This window comes from Herbaspirillum sp. GW822-FHT03A08, assembly GCF_058801885.1.
Genome location: NZ_JBXANR010000001.1, coordinates 1070889 through 1096477 on the forward strand (window position 1 = coordinate 1070889; position 25589 = coordinate 1096477).

General features: G+C 58.8%; 26 protein-coding genes and 1 pseudogene. 12 read left to right on the plus strand and 15 right to left on the minus strand.

Features of this window, described 5'->3' with window-relative positions:
* Window positions 1-15: 15 nt before the first annotated feature.
* Entirely contained in the window at window positions 16-1143 is a 1128-nt protein-coding gene (gene tgt, locus AC1RN6_RS04870; protein WP_493003428.1) for a tRNA guanosine(34) transglycosylase Tgt, read from the minus strand.
* Complete coding sequence (gene queA, locus AC1RN6_RS04875; RefSeq protein WP_493003430.1) at window positions 1136-2173, minus strand: tRNA preQ1(34) S-adenosylmethionine ribosyltransferase-isomerase QueA; 1038 nt, start codon at window positions 2171-2173, stop codon at window positions 1136-1138. Before queA ends, tgt begins: the two co-directional genes overlap by 8 nt.
* Before the next feature lie 98 nt (window positions 2174-2271).
* On the opposite strand from queA, the gene recG reads away from it, so the two are divergent.
* Entirely contained in the window at window positions 2272-4413 is a 2142-nt protein-coding gene (recG, locus tag AC1RN6_RS04880) for an ATP-dependent DNA helicase RecG (RefSeq protein ID WP_493003432.1), read from the plus strand.
* 91 nt (window positions 4414-4504) lie between these two features.
* On the plus strand, window positions 4505-6364 hold the full coding sequence (locus AC1RN6_RS04885; protein ID WP_493003433.1) for a DUF4153 domain-containing protein: 1860 nt from the start codon (window positions 4505-4507) through the stop codon (window positions 6362-6364).
* Between the two features lie 24 nt (window positions 6365-6388).
* On the opposite strand, the gene AC1RN6_RS04890 is transcribed toward AC1RN6_RS04885, so the two are convergent.
* Window positions 6389-6775 (minus strand): c-type cytochrome, encoded by a 387-nt coding sequence (locus AC1RN6_RS04890; RefSeq protein ID WP_493003435.1) that lies wholly within the window; start codon window positions 6773-6775, stop codon window positions 6389-6391.
* A 123-nt stretch (window positions 6776-6898) separates the two neighbouring features.
* On the opposite strand from AC1RN6_RS04890, the gene AC1RN6_RS04895 reads away from it, so the two are divergent.
* The 5 genes from AC1RN6_RS04895 to AC1RN6_RS04915 all read left to right on the plus strand — a co-directional run bounded on the left by AC1RN6_RS04895 (window position 6899) and on the right by AC1RN6_RS04915 (window position 10467).
* Window positions 6899-7846, plus strand: coding sequence for a LysR substrate-binding domain-containing protein (locus AC1RN6_RS04895; RefSeq protein ID WP_493003436.1), 948 nt, complete (start codon window positions 6899-6901; stop codon window positions 7844-7846).
* Window positions 7847-7905: 59 nt separating this feature from the next.
* Window positions 7906-8265 (plus strand): glyoxalase superfamily protein, encoded by a 360-nt coding sequence (locus AC1RN6_RS04900; RefSeq protein ID WP_493003519.1) that lies wholly within the window; start codon window positions 7906-7908, stop codon window positions 8263-8265.
* A gap of 42 nt (window positions 8266-8307) precedes the next feature.
* Window positions 8308-8946 carry a glutathione transferase gene (gene yfcF / locus AC1RN6_RS04905; protein ID WP_493003438.1) on the plus strand — a complete coding sequence of 213 codons (639 nt, stop codon included), beginning with the start codon at window positions 8308-8310 and terminating at the stop codon, window positions 8944-8946.
* 70 nt (window positions 8947-9016) lie between these two features.
* Entirely contained in the window at window positions 9017-10036 is a 1020-nt protein-coding gene (locus AC1RN6_RS04910) for a TRAP transporter substrate-binding protein (protein WP_493003439.1), read from the plus strand.
* Window positions 10037-10083: 47 nt separating this feature from the next.
* Window positions 10084-10467, plus strand: a complete 384-nt coding sequence (locus tag AC1RN6_RS04915) for a nuclear transport factor 2 family protein (protein ID WP_493003441.1) — start codon at window positions 10084-10086, stop codon at window positions 10465-10467.
* Window positions 10468-10620: 153 nt separating this feature from the next.
* Here the strand turns inward: AC1RN6_RS04915 and cheD are convergent, their stop codons facing one another.
* Window positions 10621-11223: a chemoreceptor glutamine deamidase CheD gene (cheD, locus tag AC1RN6_RS04920; RefSeq protein ID WP_094562761.1), complete on the minus strand. Its 603-nt coding sequence runs from the start codon at window positions 11221-11223 to the stop codon at window positions 10621-10623.
* 359 nt (window positions 11224-11582) lie between these two features.
* Here cheD and AC1RN6_RS04925 point away from each other — a divergent pair, with 359 nt between their 5' ends.
* The gene (locus AC1RN6_RS04925; RefSeq protein ID WP_493003442.1) at window positions 11583-12062 is read left to right on the plus strand and encodes an SRPBCC family protein; all 480 of its coding nucleotides are present in this window, start codon (window positions 11583-11585) and stop codon (window positions 12060-12062) included.
* A gap of 78 nt (window positions 12063-12140) precedes the next feature.
* Here the strand turns inward: AC1RN6_RS04925 and AC1RN6_RS04930 are convergent, their stop codons facing one another.
* Entirely contained in the window at window positions 12141-13217 is a 1077-nt protein-coding gene (locus AC1RN6_RS04930) for a fumarylacetoacetate hydrolase family protein (RefSeq protein WP_493003443.1), read from the minus strand.
* A 58-nt stretch (window positions 13218-13275) separates the two neighbouring features.
* Window positions 13276-14199, minus strand: a complete 924-nt coding sequence (gcvA, locus tag AC1RN6_RS04935) for a transcriptional regulator GcvA (RefSeq protein ID WP_493003445.1) — start codon at window positions 14197-14199, stop codon at window positions 13276-13278.
* A 144-nt stretch (window positions 14200-14343) separates the two neighbouring features.
* Here gcvA and AC1RN6_RS04940 point away from each other — a divergent pair, with 144 nt between their 5' ends.
* Window positions 14344-14808, plus strand: a complete 465-nt coding sequence (locus AC1RN6_RS04940) for a RidA family protein (protein ID WP_493003447.1) — start codon at window positions 14344-14346, stop codon at window positions 14806-14808.
* Between the two features lie 75 nt (window positions 14809-14883).
* Here AC1RN6_RS04940 and AC1RN6_RS04945 read toward each other — a convergent pair whose 3' ends face one another.
* The 4 genes from AC1RN6_RS04945 to ugpB all read right to left on the minus strand — a co-directional run bounded on the left by AC1RN6_RS04945 (window position 14884) and on the right by ugpB (window position 19261).
* Window positions 14884-15954 (minus strand): sn-glycerol-3-phosphate import ATP-binding protein UgpC, encoded by a 1071-nt coding sequence (locus tag AC1RN6_RS04945; protein ID WP_493003448.1) that lies wholly within the window; start codon window positions 15952-15954, stop codon window positions 14884-14886.
* Between the two features lies 1 nt (window position 15955).
* On the minus strand, window positions 15956-16807 hold the full coding sequence (ugpE, locus tag AC1RN6_RS04950) for a sn-glycerol-3-phosphate ABC transporter permease UgpE (protein WP_493003450.1): 852 nt from the start codon (window positions 16805-16807) through the stop codon (window positions 15956-15958).
* A 27-nt stretch (window positions 16808-16834) separates the two neighbouring features.
* Window positions 16835-17719 carry a sn-glycerol-3-phosphate ABC transporter permease UgpA gene (gene ugpA, locus AC1RN6_RS04955; RefSeq protein ID WP_493003451.1) on the minus strand — a complete coding sequence of 295 codons (885 nt, stop codon included), beginning with the start codon at window positions 17717-17719 and terminating at the stop codon, window positions 16835-16837.
* A 234-nt stretch (window positions 17720-17953) separates the two neighbouring features.
* Window positions 17954-19261: a sn-glycerol-3-phosphate ABC transporter substrate-binding protein UgpB gene (ugpB, locus tag AC1RN6_RS04960; protein ID WP_493003452.1), complete on the minus strand. Its 1308-nt coding sequence runs from the start codon at window positions 19259-19261 to the stop codon at window positions 17954-17956.
* Between the two features lie 297 nt (window positions 19262-19558).
* Here ugpB and ubiA point away from each other — a divergent pair, with 297 nt between their 5' ends.
* The gene (gene ubiA, locus AC1RN6_RS04965; RefSeq protein ID WP_493003454.1) at window positions 19559-20425 is read left to right on the plus strand and encodes a 4-hydroxybenzoate octaprenyltransferase; all 867 of its coding nucleotides are present in this window, start codon (window positions 19559-19561) and stop codon (window positions 20423-20425) included.
* A gap of 53 nt (window positions 20426-20478) precedes the next feature.
* On the opposite strand, the gene AC1RN6_RS04970 is transcribed toward ubiA, so the two are convergent.
* Genes AC1RN6_RS04970 through AC1RN6_RS04980 form a run of 3 tightly spaced genes read right to left on the minus strand, consistent with a single transcriptional unit; the run spans window position 20479 to window position 22788 of the window.
* Window positions 20479-21216, minus strand: coding sequence for a peptidoglycan DD-metalloendopeptidase family protein (locus AC1RN6_RS04970; RefSeq protein ID WP_493003456.1), 738 nt, complete (start codon window positions 21214-21216; stop codon window positions 20479-20481).
* 7 nt (window positions 21217-21223) lie between these two features.
* Entirely contained in the window at window positions 21224-22039 is an 816-nt protein-coding gene (proC, locus tag AC1RN6_RS04975; RefSeq protein ID WP_493003458.1) for a pyrroline-5-carboxylate reductase, read from the minus strand.
* A 47-nt stretch (window positions 22040-22086) separates the two neighbouring features.
* Window positions 22087-22788 carry a YggS family pyridoxal phosphate-dependent enzyme gene (locus AC1RN6_RS04980; RefSeq protein WP_493003459.1) on the minus strand — a complete coding sequence of 234 codons (702 nt, stop codon included), beginning with the start codon at window positions 22786-22788 and terminating at the stop codon, window positions 22087-22089.
* A 51-nt stretch (window positions 22789-22839) separates the two neighbouring features.
* On the opposite strand from AC1RN6_RS04980, the gene AC1RN6_RS04985 reads away from it, so the two are divergent.
* On the plus strand, window positions 22840-23880 hold the full coding sequence (locus AC1RN6_RS04985) for a type IV pilus twitching motility protein PilT (protein WP_493003461.1): 1041 nt from the start codon (window positions 22840-22842) through the stop codon (window positions 23878-23880).
* 75 nt (window positions 23881-23955) lie between these two features.
* Window positions 23956-24441 carry a glutathione peroxidase gene (locus AC1RN6_RS04990; RefSeq protein ID WP_493003462.1) on the plus strand — a complete coding sequence of 162 codons (486 nt, stop codon included), beginning with the start codon at window positions 23956-23958 and terminating at the stop codon, window positions 24439-24441.
* 6 nt (window positions 24442-24447) lie between these two features.
* On the opposite strand, the gene AC1RN6_RS04995 is transcribed toward AC1RN6_RS04990, so the two are convergent.
* Window positions 24448-25083 carry a glutathione S-transferase gene (locus AC1RN6_RS04995; protein ID WP_493003464.1) on the minus strand — a complete coding sequence of 212 codons (636 nt, stop codon included), beginning with the start codon at window positions 25081-25083 and terminating at the stop codon, window positions 24448-24450.
* A gap of 395 nt (window positions 25084-25478) precedes the next feature.
* Window positions 25479-25589, minus strand: a pseudogene (locus tag AC1RN6_RS05000) (ketol-acid reductoisomerase); the annotation flags it as partial.

Sequence of the window (25589 nt, forward strand, 5' to 3'; positions counted from 1 at the left end):
ATTCTGCAGCGGCGATCAGGCGCCGCGTGCGCGGTCTTCCTTGAACTTTGCGATGAATTGCGTGAACTGTCCATCGTCGATGGCAGCACGGATTTCCTTCATGATCTGCAGGTAGTAATGCAGGTTGTGAATGGTGTTCAGGCGCGCGCCGAGGATTTCGCCGGTGCGGTGCAGGTGATGCAGATAGGCGCGTGAAAAGTTCTTGCAGGCGTAGCAGTCGCAAGTCTCATCCAGCGGCTTTGTGTCTTCCTTGTAGCGCGCGTTCTTGATCTTGATGTCGCCGAAACGCGTGAACAACCAGCCGTTGCGCGCGTTGCGGGTCGGCATGACACAGTCGAACATGTCCACGCCGCTGGCTACGCCGGCGACCAGATCTTCCGGCGTGCCGACGCCCATCAGATAATGCGGCTTGTCAGCCGGCAGGCGCGGGCCGATGTGTTCCAGCACGCGCATCATGTCTTCCTTCGGCTCGCCGACCGAAAGGCCGCCGATGGCGATGCCGTCAAAACCCAGTTCGTTCAGGCCTGCCAGCGATTCATCGCGCAGAGTTTCAAACATGCCGCCCTGCACGATGCCGAACAGTGCGTTGGGATTTTCACCACCCTTGAACTCATCCATGGACCGCTTGGCCCAGCGCAGCGACATGCGCATCGACTGCGCCGCTTCCACCTGGGTGGCGGGACGGCCGTCGATTTCATACGGCGTGCATTCGTCGAACTGCATGACGATATCGGAATTCAGTACACGCTGGATTTGCATCGACACTTCCGGCGACAGGAACAGCTTGTCGCCATTGATCGGCGAGGCGAAGTGCACGCCCTCTTCCGTAATCTTGCGCATGTCGCCCAGCGAGAACACCTGGAAGCCGCCGGAATCGGTCAGAATCGGTTTGTCCCAGCCCATGAAACCATGCAGGCCGCCGAACTTGGCCATCACCTCCAGACCCGGACGCAGCCATAGATGGAAGGTGTTGCCGAGGATAATCTGAGCATCGATCTCCTTGAGTTCCAGCGGCGACATGGCCTTGACGGAACCGTAAGTGCCGACCGGCATGAAGATCGGCGTTTCGACCACGCCGTGGTTCAGTTTGACGCGGCCGCGACGGGCGTTGCCGTCGGTTTTGAGCAGGGTAAATTCAAGCATGGGATTCACAAGTTAATAGCATGGCGTCGCCATAGCTGAAGAAACGATATTGTTGCGCGATGGCGTGCGCGTAAGCGGCGCGGATGTTGTCATAGCCGGCGAAAGCCGAGACCAGCATCAGCAGCGTCGACTTGGGCAAGTGGAAGTTGGTGATCAGGCGATCCACGGTTTTAAAGGTATAGCCCGGCGTGATGAACAACTTCGTGTCGGCGCTGCCGGCTTCCAGCGCGCCCGATTGCGATGCCGACTCCAGCGCGCGCATGCTGGTGGTGCCGACGGCGACTACCTTGCCGCCCGCCGCTTTCACCGCGCGCACCTTGTCCACCGTCTCTTGCGCGATGGTGTACCACTCGCTGTGCATCTTGTGGTCGGACAGGTTTTCCACCCGCACCGGCTGGAAGGTGCCGGCGCCGACATGCAGCGTGACGAAGGCGGTATCGACGCCTTTGGCTTTCAGCTTGTCGAGCAAGGCTTCATCGAAATGCAGACCGGCAGTCGGCGCCGCCACTGCACCCGGCTCCTTGGCGTAGACGGTCTGGTAACGCGTCTCGTCGAACTCGTCGGCTTCATGTTCGATATACGGCGGCAACGGCAGGCTGCCGTATTGCTCCAGCAAATCGAATACATCCGATGGAAATTGCAGCGTGTAGAACTCGCCGTAACGCTCGCCGACGACCACGTCGAAAATATCTGCCAGACGAATGCGCGTACCTGCCGGCGGCGACTTGGACGCCCGCACCTGCGCATGCACGCTGCGGCTGTCGAGCACGCGCTCGACCAGCACCTCAACCTTGCCGCCGGTTTCCTTGACGCCGAAGAAGCGCGCCTTCAGCACACGGGTGTTGTTGAAAACCAGCAAATCGCCGGGCGACAGCAAGTCGACCACATCGGTGAAGCGACGGTCGGTCAATGCGAGGTTGCCTGACTGCGCGTCGACCTGCAGCAGGCGGGAGGCGCTGCGTTCGGCCAGCGGCAGCTGCGCGATCAACTCAGGCGGCAAGTCGAAATCGAAATCGGAAAGTGAATACATGGAAAATAAGTGATAGAAGCAGCAATACTGTAATTAAACACAGTAAAATAGCGCCGAACCCTCTATTTTACGCTTTCTCGACATAGAAACCTCTCTGCATGCCAGCACCGAAGAAGAAAGCTTCCGCCGACAGCACCAAGGAAGGCAAGGCTCCGGCCAAAGCCGCGAAGAGCGCTCCCCCCTTGAGCAATGCCCAGAAAGCGCAAAACAAGCTCGCCAAACTGGGCCTGCGCTCGGACATGGATCTGGCGCTGCATCTTCCGCTGCGCTACGAGGACGAGACGCAGGTCATGAGCATCCACGACGCCAGCCTGCGCGGCACCCAAGTGGTGCAGGTCGAAGGTGTAGTCAGCAAGAGCGACATCCAGTTTCGTCCGCGCCGCCAGCTGGTGGTCACCATCGCCGACGACAGCGGTCCGCTGGTGATGCGCTTTCTCAATTTTTACGGCAGCCAGGCTAAACAATTGGCGGAAGGCGTGCGTGTGCGTGTGCGCGGAGAATTGCGCCATGGCTTCTTCGGCGCCGAGATGGTTCACCCAACGTATAAAGTCGTACTCGAAGGCGCACCGCTGCCGATCGCGCTCACGCCGGTCTACCCGGCCGGCGAAGGACTGTCTCAGGCTTATCTGCGCAAAGCCATCGCCGGCGCGCTGAGCCGCATCAACTGGCGCGACACCCTACCGCCCGCCATGCTGGACGAACTGAAGCTGGGCGGCTTCGAATCATCGGTGCGGCTGCTGCACAATCCGCCGACCGACGTCGACGAATACGCGCTCGAAGAGCGCTCGCATCCTGCCTGGATCCGCATGAAGTTCGACGAACTGCTGGCGCAGCAGCTGTCGTTGAAGCGCGCCCAGGCTGCACGCCGCGCCCGCAACGCCAGCGCGCTGCCGACCATCGGCAAGATTTCCAAGGCCTTCATCAAGCAGTTGCCGTTCAAGCTGACCGGCGCGCAGCAACGCGTGCTGGAAGAAATCCGCCACGACCTGCAGGAATCCTTTCCCATGCAGCGGCTGCTGCAAGGCGATGTCGGCAGCGGCAAAACGGTGGTTGCCGCCGTGGCCGCTGCGCAAGCCATCGACAGCGGTTTCCAGGCGGTGCTGATGGCACCGACCGAAATCCTGGCCGACCAGCATTTCCGCAAGATCGCCGCATGGATGGAACCGCTCGGCGTCAAAGTCGCCTGGCTTACCGGTAGTCTCAAGAAAAAAGAAAAGGCCGAAGCCAACGCCCTCATCGAATCCGGCGAGGCGCGCCTGGTCATCGGCACGCACGCGCTGATCCAGGACAACGTGCAGTTCCAGAAGCTCGGCCTGGTGATCGTCGACGAGCAGCATCGCTTCGGCGTGGGCCAGCGGCTGGCCTTACGCAACAAAGCGCTGGACGCCGACGCCGACATCGCGACACTGCCGCAAACCGTGCCACACCAGCTGATGATGTCCGCCACGCCGATCCCGCGTACGCTGGCGATGACCTATTACGCCGACCTCGAAGTCTCCGTGATCGATGAACTTCCGCCCGGCCGCACGCCCATCGTCACACGCACCATCGACCAGAACCGCCGCGAAGAAGTCATCGCGCGCGTGCACGCCAATGCACTGGAAGGCCGCCAGGTTTACTGGGTCTGCCCGCTGATCGAAGAGTCTGAAGCGCTGCAATTGCAAACCGCCACCGACACCTATTCGATGCTGGCGGAAGCCCTGCCCGACCTGCGCATCGGCCTGGTTCACGGCCGCCTCAAGCAAGCGGAAAAACAAGATGTGATGGATGCCTTCAGCCGCGGCGAAATCCACGTGCTGGTCGCCACCACCGTCATCGAAGTCGGCGTTGACGTACCCAATGCGTCGCTGATGGTGATCGAACATGCCGAACGCTTCGGCCTGTCGCAGTTGCACCAGTTGCGCGGCCGCGTCGGTCGCGGCGCCGCTGCAAGCGCCTGCATCCTGCTCTACCAGAGCCCGCTCGGCGGCACCGCCAAGCAACGCCTGATGACCATGCGCGAAACCGCCGACGGTTTTGAAATCGCCCGCCGCGACCTCGAAATCCGCGGCCCCGGCGAATTCCTCGGCGCGCGCCAGTCGGGTGAAGCCCTGCTGCGCTTCGCCGATCTGGCAACCGATCAATGGCTGGTGGAAAAGGCGCGCAATCTGGCCCAGACGCTACTGCAAAATGACGACGCCATCGTCGACGCACATTTGCAGCGCTGGCTGGGCGGCAAGGAAGATTTCCTCAAAGTCTGACGATAGTGCAGGTTTTCTTTCGCGCTGTGCTGCTCAAGCATTTACAAGTCGCCCCACTTCGCCGACAGTAGCGTTTTTCAACGGAGATCTCATGCAAAACGCCGCGCCCGCAGACGACAACGATCTCTTGCAATCCCCGGTCAGTATCCTGTCCGGCCGCCTGCGCATCGGGATTGGCATTGTGCAAGGTGCGCTGCTTTATGGTCTCTATTCAAGCTGGACGGGAAAATCCGGGATTGCCGCACATCCGATGCTGTTTGTCCCGGCACTGATGCTGGCGGTGTTTTTGCCCATCATTGCAGTATCAGGCATCGGCCATCTGGCGCGCCGCAATGTATTGATCTGGCTGGCGACGCTGGCCATTGTCCTTTGCGGGCTGGGAGTCTATGACGCCTGGCGCGCTGACCTGTCCTCGCTCCTGCCGCCTCTGCATATCGATAACGGATCAACCGATGAATCAAAGAGCTTGCCCTCGCCGGGACTAGTTCTCCTGACGATTGCGGGGTTGTTCATCGCGCAAGCCATGATGCTGGCCGGCGACGCAGACGGCAAACGCATCGCCAGCTATCGCAGCTATTTTGAAATGGCCTGGAAACTGTTAGTCCAACTGATGTTTGCAGCGCTTTTCACCGGCTTGTTCTGGCTGGTGCTGGAAACCGGCAACGCCCTGTTCTCGCTGATCAAACTCACTTTCCTCGGCAAGCTGCTCGAAAAGAGCTGGTTCAACATCCCCGTCACCACGCTGGCGTTTTCATTCGCCCTGCATCTGAGCGACGTCCGCCCGCAAATCGTCGCAGGCATCCGCAGACTGCTGCTGACCTTGTTGTCGTGGCTGTTACCGATGGCGACGATTGTGATTGGCGCATTTCTGCTGAGCATCCTGACGACCGGACTGGAACCATTGTGGCAAACCCGACGCGCATCGTATGTGCTGCTGGGTGCGACGGCTCTGTTGGTTGTACTGATCAACACCGTATATCAGGACGGCGATCATCTGACGAAACAGACCCACCGCTTCTTCACCGTCTGTACACGCATTGCCTGCCTGTTGCCGGTACCGCTGGTATTGCTGGCAACGTATTCGCTGGGACTGCGCGTAGCTGAATACGGCTGGACCGTCAGCCGCATCAGCGGTGCAACATGCGCGCTGGTTGCGGCAATGTACGCCACCGGTTATGCGCTTGCTGCAGTTCGCATGCGCGACAATCTTCAGTGCATCTCGGCCACCAACGTGCTGGCCAGCTTCGCCATCCTGGTGATTTTTCTGGCGTTGCTGTCGCCGGCGGCAGATCCGGCACGCATTGCCGTCGCCGATCAGGTACATCGGCTGACTCAAGGCAAGGCTGGCGCCGACAGTTTCGACTTTCGCTTTCTGCGCTTTAACGGTGCGCGTTATGGCGTACAGGAATTGAAGCGGATCAGCGAGCAAAACAATCGTACCTATCCCGCAGCCATTCAGGACAAAGCGCGCCTGGCGCTGACAAGCACAGACCGCTGGGCAGCCGACGAGTTCGTCGCGGCGGCGCCTGATCTGACTGCGAACATCGCCATGCATCCTGTTGATCGCAAGCTGCCGAAAGAATTCGCTGCGCAAGACTGGCGCAATTCCAACGAGCACTACCGCCTGCCTTTTTGCATGACCAAACGGAGCTATCTGTGCGATGCTTATGTCGTCAAACCAGATCCTTCCGCTGCCGAGCAATTGCTAATTTTTGAAAGTAGCAGCGGACCGGTCCTTTTCAAGAAAAATATCGACGACCAGTGGCAACTCATCGGCAAACTGCTTGCCTTGCCGGGATGTGTCGATCAATTGCGGAAGAGCGCCGAATCAGGGACCTTGAACTGGCGATTGCCGCAACAACGTGACATCGAGATCAATGGCGTACGGGTGCATATGGAATCGGAGCAAGCCCGGATCACAGACTGCACCAGGGCAGATATAAGGAAATAACGCAAATGGCAGTCGTTAAATGGATCAGGGAAACGTCTTCATATACGCCAGCAGATTATCCAGATCCTTTTCATTGCCGATACCCCAAAACCGCATCTTGGTGCCGGGAACGACATCACCCGGCGCTTTCATGAAAGCGCGCAACTTGTCCTCGGTCCAGACAATGCGTGAATTCTGCATCGCAGGCGAATAACGATAGTCCTTGGTCGCCCCCGCCGGCCGGCCGACGATACCGTTCAGCTGCGGTCCGAAACCGGCACGCGCCGACGGGCCGATCTGGTGGCAACTGGCGCATTTGGCAAATGCCGCCTTGCCGGCGACCGCATCGCCGGCGGCCACTGCCGGCAGCGACAGGCAGAGCATCGCGGCAGCCAGTGCCGCGGCCTGAATCCCTACTTGTTTTTTACTCATGTTCTGTTCTGCCTATCCGGCGATTTTTTCTGCGATTGGGCGCAACTCTAGCATGCGGGCGCTGCCCTGCATGCCACCCGCAAATGAGCTATAGTCTGCGCATATCAGCTCGCATAAGTTCATATGACACTCACCGAACTCAAGTACATCGTCGCCGTCGCGCGCCAAAAGCATTTCGGCCACGCTGCCGAAGCCTGTTTCGTGGCGCAGCCGACCTTGTCGGTCGCGATCAAGAAACTGGAAGACGAACTCGGCGTCATCATCTTCGAACGCGGCGGCACTGAAGTGTCGGTCACGCCGCTGGGCGCGCAAATCGTCGCGCAGGCCGAGCGCGTGCTGGAACAGACCGCCGCCATCAAGGAAATCGCCAGCCAGAACAAGGATCCGCTGTCCGGTCCGCTGCGCCTGGGCATCATCTACACCATCGGCCCCTATCTGCTGCCGTCGCTGGTCAAGACCATGATCGAGACCGTGCCGCAGATGCCGCTGATCCTGCAGGAGAATTTCACTACCCGCCTGATCGAGTTGCTGCGCCAGGGCGAACTGGATGCCGCCATCATGGCGCTGCCTTTCCCCGAACACGGCCTGATCGTGCAACCGCTGTACGACGAAGAATTCGTCATCGCGCTGCCCAAGCATCACAAATGGGCCGACCGCAAGGAAATCACTGCGCAGGACCTGAAGACCGAAACCATGCTGCTGCTCGGCAACGGCCATTGCTTCCGCGATCAGGTGCTGGAAGTCTGTCCGGAAATGTCGCGCTTCTCGACCGCCGGCGACGGCATCGCGCGCACTTTCGAAGGCTCCTCGCTGGAAACCATCCGCCATATGGTGTCGTCCGGCATCGGCATCACCGTGCTGCCGCAAGCCTCGGTGCCGGATATGAATTCCAAGGACGGCATGGTGCGCTATGTACCGTTCAGCAAACCGGTTCCATCGCGCCGCGTCGTCATCGCCTGGCGCAAGAGCTTCACGCGCCAGGCCGCCATCGACACCGTGCGCAAAGCCGTGCTGTCCTGCAATTTGCCGGGCGTCGACATGCTGCATGAGGCAGAAGTCACCGAAGGCTGAAGCCGCTATCAACAAGGAGTTCCTGCGTGCAATCTGAAGTGCAACCGAACGTAGAATTGATGCCCGCCATTCCGGTCATTCGCATCTTTGCCGAAGACAAAGCGAGGGAGTTCTATCTCGGCTTCCTCGGCTTCCGGATCGACTGGGAGCACCGCTTTGAACCGGGTGCGCCGCTGTATCTCCAGATCAGCCGGGCCGGATTGATCCTGCATCTGAGCGAACATTACGGCGACGCTTCGCCGGGCACCACCATCTTTGCGCGCGTGCACGGCATCGACACGTTTCATCAGGAACTGACCGCCAAGGATTATCCCTACGCCCGTCCGGGTGTGGAAAGCCTGCCTTGGGGCCGTCAGATGCAAATCGCCGATCCCTTCGGCAATCGCCTGCGCTTCTGCGAGCAAGTGCATTCCGAGTAATCGCAGTAATTTGTCATGCCATCCCCTCCAGGAGGAATCGATTTGAACTCGCCGTCTTTCACGCTGTACGTTGATGCCCAATTCCTCAGTCCGTATGCGATGTCCGCCTTCGTCGCGCTGACTGAGAAGAACCTGCCCTTCGAACTGCGCACCGTTGATCTGACACTGCAGCACAATCACTTGCCGGAATACGCGCAACTGTCCATGACTCATCGCGTGCCGACGCTGTGCGAAGGCGATTTTCATTTGTCGGAATCGTCGGCAATCGACGAATACCTGGAAGACCGCTTCCCCGGATCAGCGCCGCTCTACCCGCAGGATCCGCGCCAAAAGGCCAAGGCCCGCGAAATCCAGGCATGGCTGCGCAGCGACCTCGGACCGATCCGCCAGGAACGCCCTACCGAAGCCGTGTTCCTTGGCAAGAAGTACGACCCCTTGTCGACTGCGGCACAATTTGCCGCGCACAAACTGATCAGTGCCGTAGATGCTTTGCTCAGTGAAGACGCGGATTATCTGTTCGGACAATGGTGCATTGCCGATGCGGATCTCGCCGTGATGCTCAATCGTCTGGCCTTGCACGGCGATGCCTTGCCTCCCAAGCTGATCGCCTATGCTCAGCAGCAATGGCAGCGGCCATCGGTACAGCGCTGGCTGGCGCTGGAACGGCCGACAGTACTGTAACCGTTTTGCCGGCTCGTTTCGCTTGCTCATGCAGCATGATCCCTTAACAAGAAAAATCAAAGGAATTCCCATGTCTCTTTCCGCGCCTTTTTCCATCTTGGCAAAACGTTGCAGCCTGGCTGTTTCGATCTCGGCATTGCTGCTGCAGGCAGGCCCGGCGGCAGCGCAAAGCGCGTCGCTGCATCTGATCAACGAATACCCGGCCACCTCGATCACAGCCAGCGCCGATTTGCAATTTGCCGCCGCCGTCAAGCAACTGTCCAACGGCGATATTGCCGTAACGACGCTGCAGGAAGCCGCCAATCCCTACAAGGGCAAGGATCAGGTCAGCGCCGTCAGCGGCGGCAAGGCTGAAATCGGCACGCTCTTCGCGGGCATTCTGGGTGGCAGCGATTCTTTCTTCCTGCTGTCATCACTGCCCTTCGTGGTGGATGATTTCGATCAGGCGCAGTCGCTGTTCACCTGTACTCAACCCGAGCTGGAACGCCATCTGGCGGCATTGAATATGCGCCTGCTGTACGCCACGCCATGGCCGCCGTCGGGCATCTGGTCGGCCCGGGCGCTGCCGGATGCGGAAGCAGTCAAGGCGCTCAATATCCGTACCTACGACGACAATAGCCGCGGCGTGTTCCAGCGCGTCGGCGCCAACAGCGTCAACCTGCCGTTCTCGGCGGTCGGTCCGAAACTGGTCTCGGGTGAACTCAATGCCGTGCTGTCGTCGGGCGACGGCGGCGCCGGCAATCGCCTGTGGGACCAGTTGCCCAACTTCACCGCGATCAGCTATGCGATTCCGCTGAGCTATACCATCATCAACAACGATGCCTGGAACAAGCTGACGCCGGCCCAGCAAAACATCCTGACGCAAGCCGCCAGGACCACCAGCGAAGCCAGCTGGGCCAACGTCAAGAGCCGCATCCAGGACAACTATGCGCGCATGAAGGAACACAACATGCAACTGAACCTGCAACCAGCGGCAAGCATGCGCCTGGCGTTGCGCAAGGCCGGTCAGGAACAAGCCGACAGCTGGTGGCAGCAAGATAAAAATAGCGACATCCGGACACGCTGCGCAGCCGTATTGCAGGCAAAATAAACCTTGTAAAGAACTGCCGGAAAACGAAGGAAACTGAGGAGACCCTGATGCCAAGCAAAGACACGCTGGAAAAATTCATCGCTCGCGTCGAAGCGAATGCGCACATTGAGGCAGTGGAAGAGTTCTACGCCGAAGACTCCACCATGCAGGAAAACGGCAACCCGCCGCGCTTCGGCCGTGATGCTCACGTCGCCAATGAACGCAAGGTCATGGCGCGCGTGAAATCGCTGCAGTCAAAGTGTGTGCGGCCGGTCTTCGTCGAAGGCGACAAGGCCGTGATTCGCTGGATCTTCCGCTTTGAATGGCTGGACGGCACCGTGACGCGGATGGAAGAGCTGGCGTACCAGCGCTGGGAAGGCGAACAGATCGCCGAAGAGACGTTCTTCTACGACCCGGCACAGCGCGTGCCGCTCGTGGAAGAAAAATACTAATAAAGCTGCGCGCGATCTGTAGCGAGAGGCCATCAGCCGGTGGCCACCAGAGCGGACGAACCGGAGTGTACTTTAGTACATGAGGATTCGGAGCACCGCCCAAGGATTAGCAATTCACGGATCATGGTCTCGCAGTGAGATCGTGAGTAGCTTTTAAAACAAGTCGATGTCGCCGCCGACTGGCTTCTTCGCCAGTTTGCCGGCGTAATCGCGTTCTTTCATTTCCAACGCCGGATCGGCAGACTTCAACTTCTTGACCAGCACCTTCCCCGAGCGCGGGAAGTAATGCACCTTGCGCGGCCAGATGTCGTTCAGGTCTTCCGCCACCACGCGAATGCCTTCAGTGCGCAGATAGCTTCTGACGAAAGCGGCGTTTCGCTCCCCCACGTTGATCGCATTGAAGCCGCGCAACACGGCGCCGCCGCCGAACACCTTCGACTCCAGATTCTCGCGCTTGGCGCCGGCCTTCAGCACTTCGTTGATCAGAATTTCCATGGCGTAAGTGCCATAGCGCATCGAGGATGAGATCGGGCTGTCGGCGTCATTGCCGCCGTCCGGCAGCATGAAGTGGTTCATTCCGCCGATGCCGCTGACGCGGTCACGAATGCAGGCCGACACGCAGGACCCCAGCACCGTCACGATCATCATGTCGTGATGCGTGTAATAGTATTCGCCGGGAAGAATTTTTGCCGTATCGCAATTGAAGTTGCGATCGTGATAGACATGGGAAGCGAACTGCTCGATATTTGCGTTCATCGTTTTTCCTGTTCCGGCGTGGGGCACCGATCGTTGTCTTAGGGTGACATCTTATTGAGTATGTTGAAACGATTTTATGCACCGGAAGGCATAGACGATATAGGGGAATCCCTTATGTCCGCATCGAAACGTGCACAGGAATGACGGGAACATCGTGCCCAGACTGGAATCAGAGCAAACGCCACGGCAGAATTTGCCGCTGCGAAACAGGAACAATTTGCCACAGTAGAAAGGCCTGGTCGCCGCGCCCCATCGGGCACACTCCCCCGAACTTGCCGCAGTGCATCGCCGCAAGTCTCGACACAACGATCAACACCCGCACCAACCAACCAACCAACCAACCAACCATGGAGACCATCATGAGCCAGACTGACGATAACTTTCCTGCCGGGCGCGAACTGGTGCTGAACCGATTGCTCAATGCACCGCGCGCCAATGTGTATCGCGCCTGGACCGAACCCGCGCTGCTGCAGCAGTGGTTTGCTCCCGCGCCCTGGACCACGCCGACGGTCGAGACCGACGTGCGTCCCGGCGGCGCGACGCTGATCGTCATGCGCGGGCCGGACGGCAGCGAGTTTCCCAATCGAGGCGTCTATCTGGAAGTGGTGCAAAACGAGAAGCTGGTCTTCACCGACGCTTATACCAGCGCGTGGGAACCATCCGAAAAACCATTCATCACCGTCGTCCTGAGCTTCGCCGACGAAGATGGCAAAACCCGCTACATCGCGCGCGTGCGCCACTGGAGCAGCGCCGACCGCGAGGCCCATGAAAATATGGGCTTCCATGCAGGCTGGGGACTGTGTGCAGACCAGCTGGAAGCGCTGGCGGCGAAGCTCTGATCCATGGCACAGCAAAAAAGGCCCGGCATCAATCACGATGCCGGACCTTTGTACGTGATGCGCTTTCTCTTTTGCTTTCTACACCTCAGACCTGATCGGATTGCGAATGACGCCGACGCCGGTGATCTCAGTTTCCAGCAGGTCGCCCGGCTTCAGGAATTCCGGCGGCGTGCGCGCAAAGCCGACGCCCGACGGTGTGCCGGTCGCAATGATGTCGCCCGGTTCCAGTGTCATACCGCGCGACAGCTCGGCGATGATGCGCGGGATTTTAAAGTACATCTGCTTGTAGCTGGCGTTCTGCTTTTCCACACCATTGACGCGGCAAATCACGCGCACATCATCGAGCTGAACGCCGGCAGCAGTGACGATCCAGGGCCCCATCGGTCCATGTCCGTCGAGGCTCTTGCCCTTGAACCATTGCCCGCCGTGGCGCTTCTGCTGGACTTCGCGCGAGGTGGTGTCGTTGTAGGCCGCATAGCCGAAAACGTAATCCATCGCCTTGTCTTCCGGAATATTGCGTCCGCGCTGTCCGATGACGACCGCCAGTTCGGCTTCCCAGTCGGTGGTGTTGGAGTTGGTGATATCGTGCGGAATCGAATCGAAGGGGCCGTTCATCGTATGTGTGGCCTTGGTGAAAAACACCGGATGATCGGGCAGCTTCTGCACCGCCTTGTCGGCGCGCGCGTTCTTGCCCTCTTCAAAATGATCGAGGTAGTTCCAGCCGACGCAATAAATGTTGCGGTCAGGACGAGGAATCGGCGACATCAGTGCAGCCTGGCTGACATTCGGCAAACCGGATTGCTGAGCCGCACGATCCACCACCGCTTTCACCTGCGCGAATCCCGCATTGCCGCTGGCGACCAGCGCCAGCATCGATGACGCGTCAAACCCGAGCGTCACATTCTGGCGCTGCGCTTCGCTTTTCAGATCAACCACGCGGCCATCGTCCAACACGGCAATGACGGTCGGCGCACCGGAACTGCCCAGCCGTGCCGTCGCCAGACGCATGCCGACTTTGCCGGCCAGCGGCGTGACCACCAGCGATTGCTGGCCGCTGTTCGCGGTCTGGGCCTGCGCCAGATTCTGCCCCATCAACATGCTGCCAACTGCCGCCGATGCGCCGGCCTTGATCCAATTGCGGCGATTCTTGTCCATCTTTGTCTCCTCTTTTTTAATTACCAGAACTCACGCCTATTGATGAAATGAGTTCTAATTATTTTCCGGTCAACTCCTTCCAGAATAGCCGGTCTTTTTCAAACGACTGCGACAACCAATTGGAAAAGGCGGCGACGTTGCCATCGATCTCGCCTTCTTGCGAATACACCAGCCAATAAGCCTGCCTGCCTTGCCTGAACGTCAGATTCTGCGCCAGCGGCACGATCAGGCGTTGCTGCTGCAAGGCATGCGCCACCAGCGAAGAACGCGCCAGGGCGACGCCCTGGCCGGCCATGGCGGCATCGACCGCAGCGCTTTCCTGATTGAAGATGATGCCGCCGCTGACTGCAACCGACTCACTTTGTTCACCTTGCTCTGCGAACCAGTCCGTCCATGCCTGACGGTCGTTCACATGCAGGAGCCCGGCAACAGCCATTTCGCTTAGCGACCGGAAAGCCATCAGGGAAGGCGCGCATACCGGGAGTAAAAATTCATCGCCCAGTCGCGTACAGGACAGACCGGGCCACGGCCCTTCGCCGTAGCGAATCGCGACGTCGATTTCTTCGCGGATGAAATTGATGTGGCGCTCGCTCTGGTCCAGCCGCAATTCCATTTCCGGATATTGCGCGGTGAATTCGCCCAGGCGCGGCACCAGCCATTTGGCGGCAAAATTGGGGGAAGTGGAAATCGCCAGATGCCGGCGGTCTGCCTGCGAGTACAAGCCGCGCGTGCCGCTCTCGATGCGGTCGAAAGCGTCGCCGATGACATCCAGATAGCGCTGTCCGGCCGGTGTCAGCCGCAGCTGATTGGACAAGCGCTCGAACAGGATGACGCCGAGCTCGTCTTCCAGCGCCTTGACCTGATGACTGACGGCGCCTGCCGTGACATTGAGTTCTTCCCCCGCCAGCGTAAAACGCTGATGCCGCGCCGATGCCTCGAAGGCGCGCAGAGCATTAAGTGACGGCAGTTTGCGAACGGTCATCGTGACGAAGCGAAAAAGGTAAGCAAGGTAACAAGAAAAAAATTAAGGCCAGCCTGAGAAAAGATGCTTTGCCTTGGCGATACAAGGAAATTTATTATAGACCTCAACGCTGGCACCCGCCCCGCACTTCACCAAGGAACCGACATGAATCTGGAACAACGTCTTGCCGAACTCTCAATCACCTTGCCCGCCTCGGCCGCTCCCGGCGCGCAATATGCGCCCGGCGTTGTGCATCAGGGACTGGCCTGGATCGCCGGTCAGTTACCGCGCGATGGCGACCGTGTACTGGTCTCGGGCAAGCTGGGCCGCGAGGTCAGTATCGACGACGCAAAGATGGGGGCACGCGCTGCGCTGATCCGTGCACTGGCTGCTTTGCGCGATACCGTCGGCGATCTCCGGCGCATCGACAAGATCCTGCGCCTGAATGTCTACGTCAACAGCACGGAGGACTTCAGCCAGCAAAGCGCAGTGGCCGATGGCGCGTCCTCGTTGATTTATGAGTTGTTCGGACCGGAACAGGGCCGCCATGCACGTACCAGCGTCGGCGTCGCGCAATTGCCGCGCAACGCCGCAGTGGAGCTGGATATTGTGGTGGCTTTGGAAAGCTGACACGCGGTCAAGAGGAAATAAAAAAGCCGGCAAATTCTGCCGGCTTTTTTATTGCGAAGTATCGATGCTCGATGCTTAGTCGATGCGGTGCGTCGTCTGCGGATCGAACCAGTGCAACAGGTTCGCGTCGAAACCGGCCGTGACCGATTGCCCCATCGCCACGTCAGTACCCGCCGCGCAGCGGATCACCATGGACTGGCCGCCGCAACGCGTGTGCACCAGCAACTCGGCACCCAGCGCTTCCACCAGTTCCACCTGCATGTTCAGACCGGGACGTCCCAGCTGCAGATGCTCAGGACGGATGCCGAGGATGCGCGCGCCGCCGCCGATGTTCTTCGATGCCGGCAGTTCCACCGTCGAACCGTCGTCAAAGGTAAAACGTGCGCCATCGTCGCTGAGCTTGCCATTCAACAGGTTCATCGGCGGCGAGCCGATGAAGCTGGCGACGAAGGTCGTCGCCGGCTTGCCGTAGACTTCCGCCGGCGTGCCGATCTGTTCGGCGCGGCCTTTGTTCATCACGATCATGCGCTGGCCCAGCGTCATCGCTTCGACCTGGTCATGCGTCACGTACAGGCTGGTGGTGCGTAGCGAAGCGTGCAGCTTCTGAATTTCCAAACGCATTTGCACGCGCAGCTTGGCGTCCAGGTTCGACAGCGGTTCGTCGAACAGGAACACCGCCGGCTTGCGCACGATCGCGCGGCCCATCGCCACACGCTGGCGCTGACCGCCCGACAGCTGGCGCGGCGTGCGGTCCAGCAGCGCGCCCAGTTCCAGGATCTCTGCCGCACGCTGTACGCGGGTGTCGATCTCAGCCTTGGGCAAGCCCTGGATCTTGAGGCCGTAAGCCATGTTTTCGTACACGCTCATGTGCGGATACAGCGCGTAATTCTGGAACACCATCGCGATGTCGCGCTCTTTCGGCTCCAGGTTGTTGACCACGCGGTCGCCGATCATGATGTCGCCGGAACTGATTTCCTCCAGCCCCGCCACCATGCGCAGCAATGTCGACTTGCCGCAGCCGGACGGACCGACCATGACGATGAATTCGCCATCGGCGATATCGATGTCGATGCCGTGGATGACGTCGACTGCTTTCGGCGCCTTGCCGTAGGTCTTCTTGACTTGCTTGAGATGAATTTTTGCCATGTTATTTCTCGGAATCGACCAGACCTTTAACAAACCATTTTTGCATGACCACGACGACCAGCCCCGGCGGCAACATTGCCAGGATCATCGTTGCCATCACCATATTCCACTCCACTGCCGAGTCACCGCCCGAAATCAGCGTCTTGATGCCGATGCCGATCGGGTACATGGTTTGCTCGGTGGCGATCATCAGCGGCCAGAGATACTGGTTCCAGCCGTAGATGAACATGATCACGAACAGCGCAATCACATTGGTACGCGACAGCGGCCACAACACGTCCTTCAGGAAGCGCAGCGGCCCTGCGCCATCGATGCGCGCCGCCTCCGCCAACTCGTCCGGCACCGTCAGAAAGAACTGCCGGAACAGGAAAGTCGCCGTCGCCGAAGCGATCAGGGGCACCGTCAGGCCGGCATAACTATTGAGCATGCCGAAGTCCGACACCACCTGATAGGTCGGCGTAATACGTACCTCGACCGGCAGCATCAGGGTGACAAAAATCATCCAGAAGAATAAATTGCGGCCTTTGAAACGGAAGTAGACCATCGCAAACGCCGACAGCATGGAGATCGAAATCTTCCCGATCGCGATCACCAGCGCCGTCACCAGGCTGACCCACAACATGCGCGACACCGGCGGTGACGATACATTGCCGGAAGCGCCTTGCGTCAGGACGGTTTTGTAATTGGCGACCATCTCCGTGCCGGGCATCAGCGACAGCGGCGACATGGCCGATTGCTCGGCGGTCTGGGTGCTGGCGATGAAGGCGACATACAGCGGAAAGATCACGATGATCGCACCGATGATCAGCACCAGATGGCTGACCGCGTCGAGAATGGGGCGGCGTTCAATCATGCTGGCGCTCCCGTCAGGTTGAAATGCTTAGGCATATTGCACCTTCTTTTCCACGTACTTGAACTGAACCACAGTCAGCAGGATCACGATCACCATCAGCACCACCGATTGCGCTGCAGCGCTGCCGAGGTCACCACCCTTGAAGCCGTCGCTGAAGACCTTGTAGACCAGAATTTCGGTATCCTTGCCCGGACCGCCGTGGGTGGTCGCTTCCACAATCGCAAACGTGTCGAAGAATGCGTACACGATATTGACCACCATCAGGAAGAAGGTCGTCGGCGAAATCATCGGGAAGATGATCGTGAAGAAGCGCTTGACCGGACCGGCGCCGTCAATGGCGGCAGCTTCGATCAGCGATTTCGGAATCGATTGCAAACCGGCGAGGAAGAACAGGAAGTTGTAGCTGATCTGCTTCCAGATCGCGGCGATGACAATCAGGGTCATCGCCTGATTGCCGTTGATCATGTAGTTCCAGTTGATCCCGAGCCAGGCCAGCACGTGCGAGATGAGACCCAGCGACGGGCTCAGCAGGAACATCCATAGCACGCCCACCACCACCGGCGACACGGCGTACGGCCAGATCAGGAAGGTCTTGTAGATCGCCGCGCCCTTGACGACGCGATCGGCGAACACAGCCAGGATCAGCGACAGCACCATGCCGCCCACCGCCACCAGCACCGAGAAGATCGCCGTGGTCTGGAAGGCCGCCAGATACGTCGGGTCGCCGAACAGGGCGGCGAAGTTGTCGAACCAGACGAATTCGGAATAGCCGCCGAAAGCATCCTGCAACAGCACCGACTGGTACAGGGCCTGCATCGCAGGCCAGAAGAAAAATAATATCGTGATCAGGATCTGCGGTGCGACCAGCGCATACGGCAGCCATGATGATGTGAAGCGAGCGCGTTTTTCCACGATTGCTTATGTCCCTAAAAGCGATGCGTAACAGGAACGTTAAACCAGAACGTTAAGCCAGAACGTCAAGGATGCCTGAAAACGTTTACATCCCGCATCGGTAGATTGCCGAGTAATTTACTGAGCAGCTGAAAAATACATCGCCCCGGCGCGGGCCGGGGCTGAGTGTCTTGCTATCGTCATTTCTGAGACCTGCACTCCGGCCAAGGCCGGAATGCAGGTTCGATGACTGTTTTACTTATTGGCTTTTTCGAAGCGTGCCAGCAATTCGTCACCGCGCTTGACTGCGCTGTCGAGTGCTTCTTTCGGCGCCTTCTTGCCGGTCCAGACGTTTTCCAGTTCTTCGTCGATCACGGTGCGGATCTGTGCATAGTTGCCCAGACGGATGCCGCGCGATTTGTCGGTGGTCTTGACGATCATCTGTTTCACAGCGACGTCGGTGCCTGGATTGCGGTCATAGAAACCGGACTTCTGGGTGATTTCGTAAGCAGCCTTGGTCACTGGCAGGTAGCCGGTTTCCTGATGCCACTTGGCTTGCACTTCAGGCTTGGACAGGTAAGTGAAGAACTTCGCTACGCCCTTGTACTCGTCTGCTTTCTTGCCGCCCATGACCCACAACGATGCGCCGCCGATGACGGTGTTTTGCGGTGCGCCGGCAACGTCGCTGTAGTAAGGCAACGGCGCTGCGCCGAACTTGAATTTGGCGTTCTTGCGGATATCGGCGTAAGCGGACGACGAACCGGTGATGATTGCGCATTCGCCGGCATTGAACTTGGCGTTGGCTTCATCCTTGCGGCCTGCATAGACGAAGTAGCCTTGCTTGGCCCAGTTGGACATGTTTTCAATGTGACGCACTTGCAGTGGGCCATTGATCTTCAGACGCGCGTCGAGGCCGCCGAAACCGTTGCTCTTGGAAGCAGTCTCGGTGTTGTGCCATGCGGAGAAAGATTCCAGATGTACCCACGATTGCCAAGTGGTGGTGTAAGGGCAAGTCACGCCGCTAGCCTTCAGCTTGGCAGCCATGCCGACGAACTCTTGCCATGTGGCTGGCGGCTTGTTCGGATCCAGACCGGCCTTGGAGAACAGGTCCTTGTTGTAGAACATGATCGTGGTCGAGCTGTTGAACGGGAAGGACATCATGCCCTTCGCTGTCGAGTAGTAACCGGAGACTGCTGGCACGTAGGCGTTCTGGTCAAACTTTTCGCCTGCTTGCTGCATCACTTCATAGACCGGTTTGATCGCGCCTTTGGAGTAAACCATGGTCGCTGTACCGACTTCAAAAATCTGCAGAATATCCGGAGCATTGCCTGCGCGGTAAGCGGCAATCGCTGCTGCCATCGATTCATCATAAGTACCCTTGTACACCGGGACCACTTTGTAATCGGACTGGCTCTTGTTGAATTCGTCTGCCATGGTGTTGACGCGTTCGCTCAAAGCGCCGGTCATCGAATGCCACCACGAAATTTCTGTAACCGCATAAGCGGAAGTTGTCATTGTCGCCATCACAGCAGCAGCTGCAAAGGCTTTCAGATGCAGTTTCATTAGGGTAATCCTCCCGAAAAAAGGTGACCGATGTTATCAAGTCATTGTGACTGTCTCGTTACACCGGGCGTACATTAACGTCTAATTTCGCGGTTCGCAAATAATTTTTCTTTTTTTGATCAAAAATTCATAGTAGTTGTTACATCCGTTCATTGCGAGAAAAAAATTGTGCAAAAAGGTTCTCCCGATTTCTGTCAGCGCAGTCAGAAATTTCTGCATATTTGCCGTCGCGACCCACTATTTATCCACCATTTATAATGAACGCCTTTCGTCTTGTCTGCCTGACATGAATCACTTATGAATCACTTGAATCAGCGCCTGAATCTCTACTTCCGATTGATCCGCCTGCATAAACCCATCGGCATCCTGCTCCTGCTGTGGCCGACATTGATGGCAGTCTGGCTGGCGTCAGACGGACATCCTGACTGGCATATCCTGGCCATCTTTACGGTAGGCACGATCCTGATGCGCTCGGCCGGTTGCGCCATCAACGACTATGCCGACCGCGATTTCGACAAGCACGTCAAACGCACCGTCGACCGTCCGCTGACGGCAGGCAAGATCAAGGCATGGGAAGCACTGATGGTAGCAGGGGTATTGGCGTTGATTTCTTTCCTGCTGATCCTGCCGCTCAACGGACTCACCAAACAATTGTCGGTCGCCGCGCTGATCGTGGCCGGCAGCTATCCTTACTTCAAACGCTTTTTTGCGATTCCGCAGGCCTACCTTGGCATTGCATTCGGGTTCGGCATTCCGATGGGATTCGCGGCGGTGCAGGATACGGTGCCGCTGGCGGCGTGGCTGATGCTGGTCGCCAACATCTTCTGGGCAGTTGCTTACGATACGGAATACGCGATGGTCGATCGCGATGACGACATCAAGCTCGGCATGAAAACATCGGCCATCACCTTCGGCCGTTTTGACGTGCTGGCAGTGATGCTGTGCTATGTCGCCGCGCTGGGGATTTTCTGGGCGGTGGGCTGGCAATACGGTTTGCGCACCTGGTTCAGCCTGGGCATGCTGGTCGCGGCCGGCTGCGCGGTGTATCACTATCGCCTTATCCATGACCGCGACCGCAGCCGTTGCTTTGCTGCATTCATGCACAACAACTGGCTGGGTGCGGCGATGTTCGCCGGTGTGGCGCTGGATTACGCCTTGCGTTAAACCTGTTTGCGATCTGGCTATGAAGCCGTGATCGCAAACAGGTTTAGCAGGTATCAGCCGTGCGGCTTCGGCAGCAGGGGCGTCGGATTGATCGGCTTGCCGTTGCTGCGGATTTCGAAATACAGCTTGACCGTGCTGCTGTCGGTGTCACCCATCTCGGCGATCTGCTGACCGCGATTGACGGTCTGGCCTTCCTTGACCATGATCGATTTGTTGTGGGCATAGACCGACAGCAAAGTCCGGCTGTGGCGGATGATGATCATGTTGCCGTAGCCGCGAATACCGCGCCCTGCATACGTCACTTTGCCGGCTTCGGCAGCCCAGATAGGCTGGCTGCTGGTACCGACGATATCGATGCCCTTCAGATTGCGATCGGTAGTCGGGGTGAGTTTCCCCTGCGCCGGCCACATCCAGTTCAGACGCTCTGCTTCGGCGGCGGAAGGCGCCGGCGCTGCCGGTGCTACAGGAGCGGCTTCTTTTTTTGCCTCAGCGGCTCTGCGCTCGCGGACTGACGCTGCAGCGCCCGGCTCGGCCGGACGCGCAGGACGCGCGCGCGAAATCGGCGCCACCGACGGCGGCGGCCGGATGCGCAAGACCTGGCCGACCTCAATGTCGTCCTTGTCGGAAATTTTGTTCCACGCAGCCAGGTCGTGATAGTTCTGACCGAAGGCGCGGCCGAGACCGATCAGCGTGTCGCCTCTTCTGACTGTATAAAAATCGCCATCCGCTTGCGGGGCGCCTGCGCAGGCTGTCAGCAGCACTGCGAGTAAAACACAACTGTATCGACGCACGTTCAGACTAATCCTTACCAAACTCCTCCCCCAATTCTTTCCCTCTTGCAGCGGCGGCTTTGACGGCCGTAATGATGTGCTGCCTGACCCCATTGTTTTCCATGCTGGTGAGTGCAGCATAGGTGGTGCCGCCCTTCGACGTCACGCGTTCGCGCAACAGCGACAGCGGTTCCGGCGAACGGATCGCCAGTTCGACAGAACCGGCAAACGTCGCCTTCGCCAGCTCGACGCCTTGCTCGGCGGTGAGCCCCAGTTCCAGCGCAGCCTGTTGCATGGCTTCCATGAAATAGAACACATAGGCCGGGCCGCTGCCCGACACCGCCGTCACCGGATCGATCAGGTCTTCGCTGTCGAGCCACACGGTTGCACCTGCGGCGCGCAGGATAGCATCTGCAGCGGCGCGCTGCTCAGCGCTGACGCCTGCCATGGCAGCCATGCCGGTGATGCCTTTGCCGATCAGCGCCGGTGTATTCGGCATGGCGCGCACGATGGCCTGATGGTTGCCAAGCCAGCGCGACAGATCGGCGCTGCGAATGCCGGCAGCAATCGACAGCACCAGTTGTGCGCCGATGAAAGGCTTGAGACTGTCTGCCACCTGGCGCATCTGCTGCGGTTTGACTGCCAGTACGATAACGTCGCATTGCGCCAGCGTATCGCTCACTTGCAGCGCCGTGGTGACGCCGAAGCGCTGGTTGAGTGCTTGCAGCGATTCCGGATTGAGATCGACAACATGAATATTCTTGCCGTCCGTCAGTTTGCCTGCGAGACCGCCGATCAATGCGGTGGCCATATTGCCGCCACCAATGAAACCTATCTTCAACATATATACTTTCCTATCGATAACTGCGGATGGCTCTGTATAAAACTGACTCAGTTAGTCTGACGCTGCCCGAAAATCGCCGTGCCGACGCGCACGATCGTCGCGCCCTCGGCGATGGCCGCGTCCATGTCGGCGGACATGCCCATCGACAGCGTATCGCAGGCAATACCGCCGGCCGTCAATAAAGCCGACAATTCGCGCAAACGCCGAAACGCCGCGCGCTGCTCTTCTTCCACTTCGGTCGGGGCCGGGATCGCCATCAATCCGCGCAAGCGCAGGCCCGGCATCGCGGCGACCGCCTGCGCCACCGGCAGCAACTCGTCGGGCGACAGACCGCTCTTGCTGTCTTCGGCGCTGATGTTGACTTGCAGGCAAATATTCAATGGCGGCAGTTCAGGCGGACGCTGCTCCGACAGGCGGCGCGCGATTTTTTCGCGATCGACCGAATGGACCCAGTCGAAATGTTCTGCAATCTGGCGTGTCTTGTTGCTCTGGATCGGGCCGATGAAGTGCCATGCAACCGTGGCTTCGGGCGCCGCCAGTTTCAACGCGGCCATTTTGTCGAGCGCTTCCTGGACGTAATTTTCCCCGAATGCGGCCTGTCCGGCGCGCACCGCGTCCAATACAGAGGAAACATCAAAAAACTTCGACACCGCCAACAGCTGGATTTCTTGCGGATCGCGGCCGGCGGCTTGCGCAGCGACGGCAATGCGAGAGTTAACAACTTGCAACTGTTTTGCGATTGACGACATAATTCTTTGGTTCAGGGAGGGACAACGCTGTTTTTCTGCAAGAGATTATAAATGGACATTCCCGACCTGCTCGCCTTTTCGGTCAAGAATCACGCTTCCGACCTGCATCTTTCCACCGGTTTGCCACCCATGCTGCGCATACGCGGCGATATACGGCGCATCAATCTGCCCGCATTGCAGGCGCAAGATATCGGCAACATGCTCGACGCCATCATGGATCAGACCCAGGCCGCTGCTTATCGGCGCGACCTGGAATGCGACTTCGCCATCGATATGACCGGACTGGCGCGCTTCCGCATCAACGCCTTCCATCAGGTGCGTGGCCCGGCCGCGGTCATCCGCACCATTCCCCATGCCATCCCAAGCCTGGCGGAACTCGGTGCGCCGCCGGTGCTGAGCGAACTGGCGCTGCGCCGGCAAGGCCTGATCCTGGTCACCGGCCCGACCGGTTCGGGCAAGTCGACCACGCTGGCGGCGATGATCCGGCACATCAATGCGCAACGCCCCGCGCACATCCTGACAATCGAGGATCCCATCGAATTTGTTCACGCGTCTGACAAGAGCCTGATCAACCAGCGTGCTGTGGGCGCACACACGCACTCCTTCGCCAACGCGCTGCGCTCGGCCTTGCGCGAGGATCCCGACGTCATCCTGGTCGGCGAGCTGCGCGATCTCGACACTATCCGCCTGGCGCTGACTGCGGCAGAAACCGGCCATCTGGTGCTGGCTACGCTGCATACATCATCCGCCGCCAAGAGCATCGACCGCATCGTCGATGTATTCCCCGGAGAAGAAAAAGAAATGGTGCGCAGCATGCTGTCGGAGTCGCTGAGCGCAGTCGTCTCGCAAGTCTTGCTGAAAACCCAAACCGGCGACAGCCGCATCGCTGCGCACGAAATCATGCTCGGCACGCCCGCCATCCGCAACCTGATCCGCGAAGGCAAGGTCGCGCAAATGATATCGGTCATGCAGACATCGGCGGGTGCCGGGATGCAGACGCTGGATCACTGCCTGGCCGAATTGCTGCGCAAGGAGCTGATTGCGCCGGAGACCGCGCGCATGGCTGCCAGAAACCTGGAACAATTCGCCTGAGGCATGCGTGAGATCCATATGCTGCCCATGGGCTATCATGAGCGTCATTATTTCATTTACCGCGAAGAGGACATCATGCCCACCATCTACGACTTCCAGCCAGCCCTGCCCGACAACACACCAGGCGCACTGGACCGGTATCGCGGCAAAGTCGTTCTGATCGTCAACACCGCCAGCAAATGCGGCTTCACGCCGCAGTACCAGGGACTGGAAAAAATCTACCGCGAATTCAAGGATAAAGGCGTTGAGGTCCTCGGCTTCCCCTGCAACCAGTTCGGCGGCCAGGAGCCTGGCACGGCGGAAGAAATCGGCGCATTCTGCGAAAAGAACTATGGCGTCAGCTTTCCGCTCTTCGCCAAGATCGACGTCAACGGCGACAAGGCCGATCCGCTGTTCACGTATATCAAGACAGAAGCCCCGGGCCTGTTGGGCAGCAAGGCGATCAAATGGAATTTCACCAAATTCCTGGTGCGCAAAAACGGCACCGTCTTCAAACGCTACGCACCGGCCACCAAACCGGAAGACATGGTGGCCGATATTGAAAAGTTGCTGGCCGAGTAAATTGACTCAGTGCAGACGGCAGATGCCGTCGCCATACGGCGCGGCGGCGAATTCCGGCAATGATTCCGCGGCCTTCGACAGGGCTGTCAACGCCGGGTAATGGTCCGCCGGCACCACGTCGGCGACCAGTTGCTGACTGAAGAACCAGGCCACCGCCGTGGTCAGCGTAGCCTGATCGATGGTCGCGCTGGTCACCGCACGTGGCCGCTTGGTGAACTCCTCTTCCAGTGCTTTGTACGCTTCCAGCAATTGCCCGGACACGCGTGTCAGCCACGGCTCGTGCAATTTCTCGGCCGGACGCAATTTGTGTTCGTAGACAATCTGCACACTCTTCTCACACGCTGTCATCGCCAGACCGATGATGCGTAAGGCGCGCTGCAACTCTCCCAGATCGGTCGGCAGCAGACTGCGCTTCTTCTGTGGAAATGCTTCGGCATATTGCGTAATCAATATCGAATCCATCAGCACCATGCCATCGTCGCAGATCAGCGACGGCGCCTTCACCAAAGGATTGATTTCACGAAAGCGGTCGAAGGTGCTGAACACCGAAATCGATTGATGCTCGAACGGCAGACCAAGCAATTGCAGGGAAATCGCGGCGCGGCGGACATAAGGGGAATCGAGCATGCCGATAAGTTGCACTGGTGTCTCCTTGGTGGATGGAACGGGAACCGAGATGGTCTCGGGCCGTAAACATACCGCGAAATGAAAAAGGACGCCAAGGCGTCCTTTTCTTATGTCATCACCAACGTCACAACCAACTTCATCATCAGTCAACTACCGTCGTCCCAGCGAACGCCGGGACCCAGTGGCGTCAGCATCTCACTCAACCGTCTACACGACGCTGGGTTCCAACTTTCGTTGGAACGACAGTTCTAAGATTTGGATTAGTTCTTCGACTGGTCCACCAGCTTGTTAGCTTTGATCCACGGCAGGCTGGACGGGAATTCGCAAAGCACCGCTTTGCGCCGTCCTGCCCAGGGCACGCATACTTGCGTGTCCTGTGATGATGCCCACGATCGCGGTTCGGAGTCGTATTAGTTCTTCGACTGGTCCACCAATTTATTGGCCTTGATCCACGGCATCATCGCGCGCAGCTTCTCACCCACGATTTCGATCTGGTGTTCAGCGTTGATACGACGGCGCGA